This is a genomic window from Pseudonocardia nematodicida, from assembly GCF_040105385.1.
Classification (GTDB): Bacteria; Actinomycetota; Actinomycetes; order Mycobacteriales; family Pseudonocardiaceae; genus Pseudonocardia; species Pseudonocardia nematodicida.
In genome coordinates this window covers 33846-46475 of record NZ_JBEDNQ010000018.1, presented here as the reverse complement: position 1 = coordinate 46475, position 12630 = coordinate 33846, and the positions used below count along the sequence as shown (strand labels likewise).

Below are 12630 nucleotides of genomic sequence, written 5' to 3'. Positions count from 1 at the left end.
CGACGTGACCACCGGGAGCGTGCCCGCCCGTCGACGCCGGTCCGCCGTCGTCGGTGCGCTGGTGGGCGTGATGGCCATGATCCTCTCCGGATGTGCCGGCGCCGGTGCGCTGGGCCTGCCGGAGGGCGCGCGCGTGGTGACGATCGCGATCGTCTCCAACCCGCAGATGCAGGACGCGATCGCGCTGAGCCCGCGCTTCGAGGCCGAGAACCCGGACATCAGGCTGCGGTTCGTCAGCCTGTCCGAGAACGAGGCCCGCGCGAAGATCACCGCGTCGGTCGCCACCGGCGGCAGCGAGTTCGACGCCGTGATGATCAGCAACTACGAGACCCCGCAGTGGGCGGAGAACGGCTGGCTGGTCGACCTCGACCCGCTGATGGCCGCCACGCCCGGCTACGACCAGGACGACTTCACCCCGAGCATCCGCAGCGCGCTGTCCGGTTCCGACGGGCACCAGTACTCGGTGCCGTTCTACGGCGAGTCCTCGTTCCTGATGTACCGCAAGGACCTCTTCGCCGAGGCCGGGCTGACCATGCCCGAGCAGCCCACCTGGGAGGAGGTCGCCGGGTTCGCGAACCAGCTCACCGACCGGGACCAGAACCGGTCCGGGATCTGCCTGCGCGGCCTGCCCGGCTGGGGCGAGGTCATGGCCCCGCTGGACACCGTGATCAACGCCTACGGCGGTCGCTGGTACGACGAGCAGTGGAACGCCCAGCTGACCTCGCCCGAGGTCCGCGAGGCCGTCCAGTTCTACGTCGACCTGATCCGCGAGGACGGCATCCCGGGCTCGGCCCAGGCCGGCTTCTCCGAGTGCGGCACGCAGTTCACCCAGGGCAACGCCGCGATGTGGTACGACGCCACCGTCGCCGCCGGCCTGGTGGAGAACCCGGACGAGTCCGAGGTGGTCGGGCAGGTCGGTTACGCCCCGGCCCCGGTCACCGCCGCGAACGACCGCCCCTCGGGCTGGCTGTACTCCTGGGCGCTGGCCATCCCGCAGACCACCGCGGAGAAGGGCCCGGAGCAGGTCGACGCGACCTGGAAGTTCCTGTCCTGGATGACCGACAAGCCCTACCAGCAGCTGGTGGGCGAGGAGATGGGCTGGACCTCGGTGCCCCCGGGCGCCCGCCAGTCGACCTACGAGATCCCGGAGTACATCGAGGCCTCGGCGGCCTACGCCCCGCAGACCCAGCAGGCGATCAGCGAGGCCGACCAGGAGAACCCGACCCTGCAGCCGGTCCCCTACACCGGCGTGCAGTTCCTCGCGATCCCGGAGTTCCAGGACCTCGGAACGCGCGTCAGCCAGCAGCTCTCGGCCGCGATCGCCGGTCAGCAGACCGTCGACGAGGCGCTGGAGCAGGCCCAGAACTACGCCGTGACCGTCGGCGAGAGCTACCAGGACCAGGAGGGGGTGAACCAGTGAGCACCTCGGAGAAGAGCGGGTCGACCGCCGTCGCCGACCCCGCTACGAAGCCGGCCAAGCCGGAGCGGCCCGCAGTCGGGCCGGGGTCGCGGCGGGACGGCTGGATCCGGCGCGGCCCGCTGCTTCCGGCGCTGATCTTCACGATCATCGTCACGCAGCTGCCGTTCCTGTTCACGATCTACTACTCGACCCAGTCCTGGAACCTGGTCAACCCGGGCAGCCAGCGGTTCGTCGGGTTCGAGAACTACGTGACGGTGTTCACCGACTCGCAGTTCCGCGGCGTCGCACTGAACTCGATCGTCCTCACCCTGGGCTCGGTGTTCATCGCCATGGTCCTGGGGCTGGCGGTCGCGCTGCTGCTCAACCGGACGTTCCCCGGCCGGGGCGTCGTCCGGACGCTGCTCATCACGCCGTTCCTGATCACCCCGGTGGCCGGGGCGCTGATCTGGCAGACGGTCATGTTCGACCCGACCTACGGCCTGGTGAACTTCGTCCTCGGGCCGTTCGGGGCGGGCACCACCGACTGGATCTCGTCGTTCCCGCGGACCGCGATCGTCGTCGCGCTGGTGTGGCAGTGGACGCCGTTCATGATGCTGCTGATCCTGGCCGGGCTCGGCTCGCAGCCGCAGGAGGTGCTCGAGGCCGCCCGCGTCGACGGGGCGACCGGGTTCGCGGTGTTCCGCGAGGTCACCCTGCCGCACCTGCGCCGGTTCATCGAGCTGGGCATCGTGCTCGGCGCGATCTACCTGGTGAACACGTTCGACACGATCTACATGATGACCCAGGGCGGTCCGGGGACGGCGAGTGCGAACCTGCCGTTCTACATCTACCAGCGGGCGTTCCTGGGCTTCGACATCGGCCAGTCGGCCGCGATGGGTGTGGTGACCGTGATCGCGACGATCATCGTCGCGACCCTGGCCCTGCGCCTGATCTTCCGTAGCTTCTCCGCCGCCGAGGAGGTGTGATGACCGCCGTCGCAGAACGGACTCGCGACGAGTCCTCCGAGGTCGTGCCCCGCAAGAAGAGCAACATCGGTGGGTCGCTCCTGACCGTGCTCGCTTGGATCGTCGGCATCGGGTTCTTCTTCCCGGTGTTCTGGATGGTGCTGACGGCCTTCAAGCAGGAGCGCGCCGCCTACACCGATCCGCCCACCCTGTTCTTCACCCCGACGCTGGACCAGTTCGCGGCGGTGTTCGGCGGCGGGATCACCCCGTACCTGCTGAACTCGCTGTTCGCCACGGTCATGTCGACGGTGCTGGTGCTGCTGCTCGGCACGCCGGCGGCGTTCGCGCTGAGCCTGCGGCAGGTCAAGCGGACCCAGGACGTCCTGTTCTTCTTCATCTCGACGAAGATGCTGCCGATCGTCGCGGCGATCGTGCCGATCTACGTCGTGGTGAACTTCATCGGCGCGCTGGACAACGTCTGGACCCTCGTCGTGCTCTACACCGCGATGAACCTGCCGATCGCGGTCTGGATGATGCGCTCGTTCTTCCTCGAGGTGCCCAAGGAGCTCCTGGAGGCGGCGAGCATGGACGGCGCCTCGCTGTGGCGGTCGCTGCGCGAGGTCGTGCTGCCGATCATCTCGCCCGGCATGGCCGCCACCGGGCTGATCTGCATGATCTTCGCCTGGAACGAGTTCTTCTTCGCGGTGAACCTGACCGCCGCCCAGGCGGCGACCGTCCCGGTCTACCTGGTCGGGTTCATCACCTCCGAGGGCCTGTACTTCGCGAGCCTGTGTGCCGCCGCGACGGTGGCCGCGCTGCCGGTCGTCATCATCGGCTGGATCGCGCAGAACAAGCTGGTGCAGGGTCTGTCCTTCGGGGCGGTCAAGTGACCGGCCGAGTCGTGAACGTCGAGAACGGAATGGGGGCCCGTCGTGGCTGACGTGGTGTTCGACCAGGCGAGCCGGATCTACACTCCGGGCGCCAAGCCGGCCGTCGACCGGCTGGACCTGCAGGTCGAGGACGGCGAGTTCGTCGTACTCGTCGGGCCCTCGGGCTCCGGGAAGTCCACGGCGCTGCGGATGCTCGCCGGGCTCGAGGAGATCGACGGCGGCGCGATCAAGATCGACGGCGAGAACATGGTCGGGGTGCCCTCCCGGGACCGCGACATCGCCATGGTCTTCCAGAACTACGCGCTGTACCCGAACAAGACGGTCGGCGAGAACATGGCGTTCCCGCTGAAGATGGCCGGCATCGACAAGTCGGTGCGCGCGGAGAAGGTGCGCGAGGCCGCGGCGATCCTGGGCCTGACCGACTACCTCGACCGCAAGCCCCGGGCGCTGTCCGGTGGTCAGCGGCAGCGGGTCGCGATGGGCCGGGCGATCGTCCGGGAGCCGCGGGTCTTCCTGATGGACGAGCCGCTGTCCAACCTGGACGCCAAGATGCGGGTCTCGACCCGTACCGAGATTGCCTCCCTGCAGCGCCGGCTCGGGGTCACCACCGTCTACGTCACCCACGACCAGGTCGAGGCCATGACGATGGGCGACCGGGTGGCGCTGCTCGCCGACGGCAAGCTGCAGCAGTTCGCCAGCCCGGCGGACCTCTACGACAAGCCGAAGAACGCGTTCGTCGCCGGCTTCATCGGCTCGCCGGCGATGAACCTGTTCGACGCGACGGTGAGCGAGCGCGGCGCGACGATCGCGGGGCACGAGGTCGAGCTCCCGGCCGACGTGCGGTCGACGATCTCCGCGCAGAACCTGTCGTCGGTGACGCTCGGGGTCCGCCCGGAGCAGTGGAAGGTCGGCTCCGAGGGTGGCGGCGGGCTCACCGCGCGGGTCGACGTCGTCGAGGAGCTGGGCAGCGACGCGTTCCTCTACGGAACGCTCGCGGACGCGTCCGGGAACCTGGACGACACCGCCTCGCTCAACGGCGGCGACTCCATCTCGGTCGTGGTCCGGACCGGTGGCCGCTCGGGTGCCCGGCGCGGCGACCGGGTCAGCCTGATCCCGGAGACCGAGGGCCTGCACCTGTTCCACCCGGAGTCGGGCGACCGCCTCTGACCGGCCCCCTCCGGCACTCCACTCATGACGCTTTGGTTCGGTATGGCCGAGCCAAAGCGTCATGAGTCGTTTCAGGGGGTGGTCAGTCCCCGGCGAGGACGCCGATGGCGGTCGCGAGGATCGCGGTGTTGTAGAGGAACGCCAGCACCCCGTGCGCCAGGAGGCGCAGGCGGACCACCGACCCCCGGCTCTGCACGTCGGAGACCGCGAACGAGGTCCCGATCGCGAACGAGAAGTAGGCGAAGTCGGCCAGCGTCGGACGGCTGGTCCCGGGGAACTCCAGGATCCGCCGCGGCAGCGCCGCGTAGTAGTCACCCGCGTACCGCTCGGCGTAGCCGAAGTGCAGGATCGCCCAGGCCAGCAGCACCGCCGGGACGGCGCCGGCCTCACCGGCCAGCTGCATGTCCGGATCCGGGTCGCCGATCACGATCACCAGTGCGGCCGAGACGCCGGTCAGGCTGGTGATCGTCGTGAGGAGCAGGCCGCCGCGGCCGCCGAGCGCGGACCGCAGCCCGCTGCCGTCGGCCCCGGCCGGGGCGCGTGCGCTGCGCACCACCCGCCACACCCGGATCGTCAGGTAGACGACGGCGAGCAGGTCCCAGACCAGCAGGAACAGCGGGCTGCCGTCCACGACGACCGCGACGCCGAGTGCCAGCAGCGCGAACTCGATCACTCGTGCGGTGATCAGGGAGAGTCGTGCGGTCATGGGCCGCTCCTCCCGCGGAGAGGGAGCGCCGAACCTAGCCCCGCGACGTGCGCCGGGCCGCCGGAGTCACCCGCCCGGGTGGGAGGCGGCGAGCTGGCCGCAGGCGGCGTCGATCTCCTGGCCGCGGGTGTCCCGGACCGTGCAGGCGACGCCCGCGGCCCGCACCCGTCGCACGAACTCCTCCTCGACCGGCTTGGGCGAGGCGTCCCACTCGCTGCCCGGCGTCGGGTTCAGCGGGATCAGGTTCACGTGCACCCGGGACGTCCCGACCCGCTGCCGGAGCAGCTTCCCGAGCAGGTCGGCCCGCCACGGCTGGTCGTTGACGTCGCGGATCAGCGCGTACTCGATCGAGAGCCGGCGGCCGGTGGTCGTGGCGTAGCGGCGGCCGGCGTCGAGCACCTCGTCGACCTTCCACCGGTTGTTGACCGGGACCAGGGTGTCGCGCAGCTCGTCGTCCGGGGTGTGCAGCGAGATCGCGAGGGTCACCGGGATGCCCTCCTCGCGCAGGCGCTCGATCGCCGGGACCAGGCCGACCGTCGAGACCGTGACCCCGCGGGCGGAGATGCCCAGCCCGTCCGGCGCCGGTGAGGTGATCCGGCGGACGGCGGCGACGACCCGCTTGTAGTTGGCCAGCGGCTCGCCCATGCCCATGAACACGACGTTGGACAGCCGGGTGGGCTCGTCCAGCAGGCCGTCCCGGGCGGCGGCCGCGGCCTGCCGGACCTGGTCGACGATCTCCCCGGTGGACAGGTTGCGCTGCAGCCCGCCCTGCCCGGTCGCGCAGAACGGGCACGCCATCCCGCAGCCGGCCTGGCTGGAGATGCAGACGGTCGCCCGGTCCGGGTAACGCATGAGGACGGACTCGGCGAGCGTGCCGTCGTGCCCGCGCCAGAGCGTCTTGCGGGTGGCGCCGCCGTCGCAGGCCTTCTCGGTGATCGGGGTGACCAGGGCGGGCAGCAGCGCGCCGACCTTGTCGCGGACGTCGGCCGAGAGGTCGGTCATCTGCGAGACATCGGCGGTGAACCGCCCGAAGTAGTGCCGGGCCAGCTGGTCGAGCCGGAACCTGGGCACCCCGAGATCGGCCGCGACGGCGGCGCGCTCACCGGGGTCGAGGTCGGCGAGGTGACGGGGCGGGCGTTCGCGGCGAGGGGCGTCGAAGACGAGCGGCAGGCTGGACATGGCCCCACCAGTGTGCCAGCCCGTCCGGCCGCTACTTCAGGCCGGGGATCCGCAGGTCGAAGCGGCGCGCGAGATCTTCCAGGATGCCGAGGCGGCGCATCGCCGCCACCCACAGCACCAGCCCGCAGCCCATCCCGATCACCGGGACCGACGAGCCGGTCCCCTGCCCGGTCCAGGTCAGGGCCAGGAAGCCGCCGAACGCGGCGATCAGCAGGACCAGACCGCCGGTGGCGACCAGGCTGCGTTCCTCCAGCACGGCGGAGGCCTGGATGAGCAGCATTCCCACCAGCGCGGCGGACAGCGGCGTCGCGAGCTCGCCCCAGCCGGCCAGACCGAGGATCGAGGGCAGCAGGACCAGCCCCGCGACCCCGACGACGATCAGCCGTTGCATGCGGCGCTTGCGCTCGGGGTGCAGGGTGACCGCCATCGCCCGGTTCCGCCGGCGGACGATCCACAGGTACGCGGTCAGGAACAGGCCCAGCGCGATGAGGACGGTGCTGAACCCGCTGCCCAGGGCGGCCGAACCGACCGTCCAGGCCAGGGTGCCGAGAACGATCTCCAGGCTCGGCACGGGGACGCCGAGCGAGCGCTGTCGCATGGTGTACGGCATCTGACAACGGTAGCGAGGTCCGCCACCGCACCGGCGCGCGGCTGCCCTGGCGCACTCCCCCGGCGGCGCGGCCGGAAATCGGACATTGTGGGAGTCTGGCCCCACCTTCAGGCGCACGGCCGGGCCCCGAACCCCGTCCGTCCACCACCACCGCACCGGGCCGCGCCCGGCGCACCTCCCCGAGGAGCACGATGACCGTTCCCGAGAAGACCACCACCCCGGCCGAGCCGGAGACCCGCGGTCCGCGCCTCGGGCGCCGCGCGGCGATCGCGGGCGCAGGAGTGGTCGGCATCGGCGCCGTCGCCGCCTGCGGTGGCGGTGCCACCACGGAGAGCGGCGGCGGGCAGCAGCAGTCCGGCGACGCCCCGGAGGGGGCCCCGGGCACGGTGCTCGGGCCGTCGTCGGAGGTGCCGGTCGGCGGCGGCCAGATCTACGCCGACTCCCAGCTCGTGGTCACCCAGCCCACCGAGGGCGAGTTCACCGGGCTGTCGGCCATCTGCCCGCACCAGGGCTGCTCGGTCGGCTCGGTGACCGACGGCGCGATCGTCTGCCCGTGCCACAACAGCCGGTTCGCCCTCGACGGGACTGTGCTCGACGGCCCGGCGCAGCAGCCGCTGGAGTCCCGCCCGGTCACCGTCGCGGACGGTTCGATCACCCTGGCCTGAGCTACTTCTTGATCGTCGCGAGCTGGATCAGGTTGCCGCAGGTGTCGTCGAGGACGGCGGTCACCGCCGGACCGAAGTCGATCGCGTCCTGGGTGAAGACGACACCGAGCGCCGTGAGCCGCTCGACCTCGGCGTACACGTCGTCGACGGCGAACTGGGTGAGCGGGATGCCGTCGGCGACCAGCGCCTCCTTGAACGGCCGCGCCGCCGGGTGGCCGTCGGGCTCCAGCAGGAGCTCGACGCCGTCCGGCGCGGCGGGCGAGACCACGGTGAGCCAGCGGTACTCGCCGGCCGGCACGTCGGTCTTCTTCGTGAAGCCCAGCTTGTCGGTGTAGAAGGCGAGCGCCTTGTCCTGGTCGTCGACGTACACGCTGGTCACGTTGATGCGGATCACGGGTCCGGATTCCTCTCCTCGATCGGCCACCGCTCCACGATCGTCCGCAGCGGACGCGTGTCGAGGTGATGGAACTTGTAGCGGCCCTGCCGCCGGGTGAACACGAGACCGGACTGCTCGAGCACCGCGAGGTGCTGGGAGATCGCCTGCCGGGACGACCCGAGGCCGTGCGTCATCGTCAGCCGGCTGCACAGCTCGAACAGCGTCTGGCCGTCCGAGCGGGTCAGCTCGTCCAGGATGATGCGCCGGGTCGGGTCACCGATCGCCTTGAACAGCTCGGGCGACGCGTCCACTGCGCATTTATAGGCAAGTCACCACTTGCCTGTCAACGCCGGGCTACGGCAGCACCAGTCCGGACGCGCGACGGCGGGCGTGCAGGCGGTAGCCGACCCGGATGCTCAGCCCGGCGACGTCGTCGATCGCATGACGGGCGGTGCGCGCCGAGAACTCGATCCGCAGCACCTCCTCCAGGTCGGCCCGGGTCGCGAACCGCCAGGTCGAGGTCACCCGGCGCAGCCCGAAACCGTGCCGGGCGAAGAACCGGTCGACCCCCGGCGCGTCGTAACGCGGCAGGTCGGCACGCAGCCAGTTCCCGTAGGGCCGGGCGGTGAAGTCCAGGTCGACGACGGCGAGCACCCCGCCCGGACGCAGCACCCGGTCGGCCTCGGCGAGACCCGGCTCGCAGCCCGGCCCGAAGAAGTAGGCGGTGCGGGCGTGCACGACGTCGACGCTCGCGTCCGGCAGCGGCAGCGACTCGGCGCCGGCCTGCAGGACGGTGATCCGGTCGACCCCGGCGCACCGCGCCCGGGCCCGCTCGACCAGCGGTGGATGCGGCTCGATCCCGACCACCGAGGCCGCGTCCTGCGCGAAGCGCGGGAGGTGGAACCCGTCCCCGCAGCCGACGTCGGCGACGTCGCGCCCGGCCCAGCCGCCGGTCTCGTCGAGGAGCGCGGACCAGAGCGTGCCGTCGGCGTCCTGGGCGAGGTTCTCGGTCTCGTAGACCTCGGGCCAGTTCCAGATGTTCGGGCTCGGGATCGCGGGCCCCGGGCGCGCCTGCCCGCCGAACCCGGTGTAGCGGCGGGTCACGCGACCGGGACGAGGATCCCGAGCGCGGCCCAGGCCACGAAGGCGGTCGGCAGCAGCGAGTCGAGCCGGTCCATCAGGCCGCCGTGGCCGGGCAGCAGGGTGCCCATGTCCTTGATCCCGAGATCCCGCTTGACCAGTGACTCGACCAGGTCGCCCAGCGTCGCCGTCGCGACCAGCAGCGCGCCGACGAGGAGGCCCCAGTACCACGGGATGCCGAACAGCAGGGCCACGCACAGCGCGCCGGCGGTCATCCCGGCCAGCTGCGAACCGGCGAAGCCCTCCCAGGACTTCTTCGGGCTGATCGTCGGGGCCATCGGGTGCCGGCCCGCGATCACGCCGGCCGCGTAGCCGCCGACGTCGGAGGCGATCACGCAGATCAGGAAGGTCAGGACGCGGCCGACGCCCTGCGGCGCGACGGTCAGCTGCACCGCGAACGCGATGAACAGCGGGACGTAGACGGCCACGAACAGCGAGGCGCCGATGTCACGGACGAAGTGCGCCGCGCCGGTGCGCATCCGCCACAGCAGGCAGCCCAGCACGGTTGCGGCGAGCGCGATGACGGCGCCGCGCAGGCCGAAGGGCCAGGACAGCCAGACGACGGCCTGACCGCCGAGGAGCAGCACGGGCAGCGCGACCTGGATCCCGGCGCCGCGGCGCAGTGCGCCGGCCAGCTCCCAGGTGCCGATCGCGGTCACGATCGCGAGCAGCCCGACGAAGGCCTGCGGGACGATCAGCAGGCTGAGCAGGATGGCGGCGCCGAGGCCGAGGCCCACGGCGATGGCCGCGACGAGGTTGCGGCCGAGCCGCGCGCGTCGGGACGGGGGCGCCGCGGGCGCGCCGTCACCCGACGACGCCGGCGTCCCGGCCGGCCCCGCTCCGGGGAGGTCGGACGTCACGGGGACGGCGGCGTCGGAAGAAGGGGTCACCGGGCTTCAGACCTCGAGGAGCTCGGCTTCCTTGTGCTTGACCATCTCGTCGACCTGCGTGACGTAGCGGTCGGTGACGGTCTGCAGTTCCTTCTCGGCACGCACGACCTCGTCCTCGCCGGCCTCGCCGTCGCGCTGGATGCGGTGCAGCTCGTCCATCGCCTTGCGGCGCAGGCCGCGGACGACGACGCGGGCGTCCTCACCCTTGCCCCGGGCGACCTTGATCATGTCCTTGCGGCGCTCCTCGGAGAGCTGCGGGATGATCACGCGGATGATCTGGCCGTCGTTGCTGGGGTTCACGCCGAGGTCGGATTCGGCGATCGCCTTCTCCATCGCCTTGAGCTGGCTGGCGTCGTAGGGCTTGATGACGGCCATCCGGGCCTCGGGGATGGACACCGAGGCGAGCTGGTTCAGCGGGGTGGCGGCGCCGTAGTAGTCGACGACGATCCGGGAGAACATGTTCGGCGTCGCCCGGCCGGTACGCACGCCGGTGAGATCGTCGCGCGCGACGGCGATCGCCTTCTCCATCTTCTCCTCGGCGTCGAAGAGCGTTTCCTCGATCACGGTTGCTTCCCCCGGCCTGTCGTACTCGCTGGTCGTCCCCGATCCTCTCACCCCCGGGCCGGGCGGCGCGTGTCGCACCGCCCGGCCGGGGGCGGGGATCAGCTCTGGCCGACCTCGAAGCGGACGAAGTCCTTGACGGTCAGGCCGGCCTCGTCGGCGATGGCCTTCACGTTCTTCTTCGGGTCCTGCACCGACGCCTGCTCCAGCAGCACGACGTCCTTGTAGTAGCCGTTGACCCGGCCCTCGACGATGCGGGCCAGCACCTGCTCGGGCTTGCCCTCCTCGCGGGCGGTCGCCTCGGCGATGCGCTTCTCGTTCTCGATCACGTCGGCCGGGACCTGCTCGCGGGTGGTGTACTGCGGGCGGGCGGCGGCGACGTGCATCGCCAGGCCACGGGCGGCCTCGGCGTCGGCGCCCTCGTAGGACAGCACCACGCCGATCTGCGGGGGCAGGTCGGTCGCGCGCTTGTGCAGGTACACCGTGCTGGTGCCCTCGACGTGCGCGTAGCGCTTCAGCTCGAACTTCTCGCCGATCCGGGCCGACAGCTCCTGCACGGCCTCGCCGACGGTCTTGTCGTCGAGCTTGGTCTCGGTCAGCGCGGCGAGGTCGGCCGGCTTCTGCTCCACGGCGGCGGCCAGGATCTTCTCGGCCAGCGCGATGAAGTCGTCGGACTTGGCGACGAAGTCGGTCTCGCAGTCCAGCTCGACCAGGGTGCCGCCCTCGGCGACGACCAGGCCGTTGGCGGTGGTGCGCTCGGCGCGCTTGCCGACGTCCTTGGCGCCCTTGATCCGCAGGAACTCGACGGCCTTGTCGAAGTCGCCGTCGTTCTCCTCCAGCGCCTTCTTGCAGTCCATCATCCCGGAGCCGGTGAGCTCACGGAGCCGCTTGACGTCGGCGGCGGTGTAGTTCGCCATCAGGTGTCTCTCGCCCTCTGGGTCGTGATGGGAAGGGGTCACCGGACCACTCCGGGCGGGCCCGCACGCGCGGAACCCGCCCGGAGTGGGTCAGTCAGTTCTGGGTGCCGTTGCTGGTCGTCGCGGGGGCGGTGGCCGCCTCCGCGCCGTCGCCACCGGCCGGGGCGGCGGCGGCCAGGCTGGCGCCGTCCGAACCGACCTCGTTACCGGCCAGCACGTCCTGCTCCCACTCGGCGAGCGGCTGCTCGGCGGCGGCCTCGCCACCCTCGCCACGACGCTGACCGCGGGCGACCAGACCGTCGGCGGCGGCCTTGGCGATGACCTTGGTCAGCAGCGCGGCCGAGCGGATCGCGTCGTCGTTACCCGGGATCGGGTAGTCGACCTCGTCCGGGTCGCAGTTGGTGTCCAGGATCGAGACGACCGGGATGTTGAGCTTCCGGGCCTCGCCGACGGCGATGTGCTCCTTCTTGGTGTCGACGATCCACACCGCGCTGGGCACCTTGGACATGTCGCGAATACCGCCGAGGGTCTTCTCGAGCTTGTCCTTCTCGCGGGTCAGCGTGAGGATCTCGCGCTTGGTGCGACCCTCGAACCCGCCGGTCTGCTCCATCGACTCCAGCTCCTTGAGACGCTGCAGCCGCTTGTGGACCGTCTGGAAGTTGGTGAGCATGCCGCCCAGCCAGCGCTGGTTCACGTACGGCATGTTGACCCGGCCCGCCTCGTCGGCGATGACCTCCTGGGCCTGCTTCTTGGTGCCGACGAACATGATCGTCCCGCCGTGCGCGACGGTCTCGCGCACGAACTCGTAGGCGCGGTCGATGTACGACAGCGTCTGCTGCAGGTCGATGATGTAGATGCCGTTGCGCTCGGTGAGGATGTAGCGCTTCATCTTCGGGTTCCAGCGACGGGTCTGGTGCCCGAAGTGCACGCCGCTGTCGAGCAGCTGCTTCATGGTGACGACGGCCATGGCCTGGGTGTCACCTCTCTTCTCGGGCGCGGCGGGTGCCGCGCGTGCGGTTTCTCGCGGGGCCACCGGTGTGGTGTTCCCGCCCTGGCGCCCGACACGGGGCCGGACCCGGCTCCCCCGCCACGCCGGGACGATGCTCGGCAGCGGGTTCGCGGGACCGCCCGGCCGCCGCTCGCGAAGTACCGTCCCCCCCAGTTG

15 protein-coding genes are annotated in these 12630 nt (G+C 71.2%); 5 read left to right on the top strand and 10 right to left on the bottom strand.

The features are described from left to right. Positions 1-70: 70 nt before the first annotated feature. The 4 genes from WIS52_RS30765 to WIS52_RS30750 are packed head-to-tail and all read left to right on the top strand — an operon-like array spanning position 71 to position 4421. The gene (locus WIS52_RS30765) at positions 71-1420 is read left to right on the top strand and encodes an ABC transporter substrate-binding protein (protein WP_349301979.1); all 1350 of its coding nucleotides are present in this window, start codon (positions 71-73) and stop codon (positions 1418-1420) included. Continuing rightward, positions 1417-2385, top strand: coding sequence for a carbohydrate ABC transporter permease (locus WIS52_RS30760; protein WP_379611699.1), 969 nt, complete (start codon positions 1417-1419; stop codon positions 2383-2385). Before WIS52_RS30765 ends, WIS52_RS30760 begins: the two co-directional genes overlap by 4 nt. Then, positions 2385-3254: a carbohydrate ABC transporter permease gene (locus WIS52_RS30755; RefSeq protein WP_349301936.1), complete on the top strand. Its 870-nt coding sequence runs from the start codon at positions 2385-2387 to the stop codon at positions 3252-3254. Before WIS52_RS30760 ends, WIS52_RS30755 begins: the two co-directional genes overlap by 1 nt. Positions 3255-3296: 42 nt before the next feature. After that, the gene (locus WIS52_RS30750) at positions 3297-4421 is read left to right on the top strand and encodes an ABC transporter ATP-binding protein (protein ID WP_349301935.1); all 1125 of its coding nucleotides are present in this window, start codon (positions 3297-3299) and stop codon (positions 4419-4421) included. A gap of 82 nt (positions 4422-4503) precedes the next feature. On the opposite strand, the gene WIS52_RS30745 is transcribed toward WIS52_RS30750, so the two are convergent. From WIS52_RS30745 to WIS52_RS30735, 3 genes are all read right to left on the bottom strand, one after another. Beyond that, positions 4504-5127 (bottom strand): DUF1345 domain-containing protein, encoded by a 624-nt coding sequence (locus WIS52_RS30745; protein ID WP_349301934.1) that lies wholly within the window; start codon positions 5125-5127, stop codon positions 4504-4506. Between the two features lie 66 nt (positions 5128-5193). After that, positions 5194-6306 carry a dual-specificity RNA methyltransferase RlmN gene (gene rlmN, locus WIS52_RS30740; RefSeq protein ID WP_349301933.1) on the bottom strand — a complete coding sequence of 371 codons (1113 nt, stop codon included), beginning with the start codon at positions 6304-6306 and terminating at the stop codon, positions 5194-5196. 31 nt (positions 6307-6337) lie between these two features. Continuing rightward, positions 6338-6916, bottom strand: a complete 579-nt coding sequence (locus tag WIS52_RS30735) for a hypothetical protein (protein WP_349301932.1) — start codon at positions 6914-6916, stop codon at positions 6338-6340. A 191-nt stretch (positions 6917-7107) separates the two neighbouring features. Here WIS52_RS30735 and WIS52_RS30730 point away from each other — a divergent pair, with 191 nt between their 5' ends. Next, positions 7108-7581, top strand: a complete 474-nt coding sequence (locus tag WIS52_RS30730; RefSeq protein ID WP_349301931.1) for a Rieske (2Fe-2S) protein — start codon at positions 7108-7110, stop codon at positions 7579-7581. 1 nt (position 7582) lies between these two features. Here WIS52_RS30730 and WIS52_RS30725 read toward each other — a convergent pair whose 3' ends face one another. The 7 genes from WIS52_RS30725 to rpsB all read right to left on the bottom strand — a co-directional run bounded on the left by WIS52_RS30725 (position 7583) and on the right by rpsB (position 12432). After that, entirely contained in the window at positions 7583-7975 is a 393-nt protein-coding gene (locus tag WIS52_RS30725) for a VOC family protein (RefSeq protein WP_349301930.1), read from the bottom strand. Continuing rightward, positions 7972-8268, bottom strand: coding sequence for an ArsR/SmtB family transcription factor (locus WIS52_RS30720; RefSeq protein WP_349301929.1), 297 nt, complete (start codon positions 8266-8268; stop codon positions 7972-7974). The genes WIS52_RS30725 and WIS52_RS30720 overlap by 4 nt, the downstream gene beginning before the upstream one ends. Positions 8269-8311: 43 nt before the next feature. Beyond that, the gene (locus WIS52_RS30715; RefSeq protein ID WP_349301928.1) at positions 8312-9061 is read right to left on the bottom strand and encodes a class I SAM-dependent methyltransferase; all 750 of its coding nucleotides are present in this window, start codon (positions 9059-9061) and stop codon (positions 8312-8314) included. Then, positions 9058-9987, bottom strand: coding sequence for a phosphatidate cytidylyltransferase (locus tag WIS52_RS30710; protein ID WP_349301927.1), 930 nt, complete (start codon positions 9985-9987; stop codon positions 9058-9060). Before WIS52_RS30710 ends, WIS52_RS30715 begins: the two co-directional genes overlap by 4 nt. A gap of 6 nt (positions 9988-9993) precedes the next feature. Beyond that, entirely contained in the window at positions 9994-10551 is a 558-nt protein-coding gene (gene frr / locus WIS52_RS30705; RefSeq protein ID WP_349301926.1) for a ribosome recycling factor, read from the bottom strand. 98 nt (positions 10552-10649) lie between these two features. After that, the gene (gene tsf / locus WIS52_RS30700) at positions 10650-11465 is read right to left on the bottom strand and encodes a translation elongation factor Ts (RefSeq protein ID WP_349301925.1); all 816 of its coding nucleotides are present in this window, start codon (positions 11463-11465) and stop codon (positions 10650-10652) included. A 94-nt stretch (positions 11466-11559) separates the two neighbouring features. After that, positions 11560-12432: a 30S ribosomal protein S2 gene (gene rpsB / locus WIS52_RS30695; RefSeq protein WP_349301924.1), complete on the bottom strand. Its 873-nt coding sequence runs from the start codon at positions 12430-12432 to the stop codon at positions 11560-11562. Between the last annotated feature and the right edge of the window lie 198 nt (positions 12433-12630).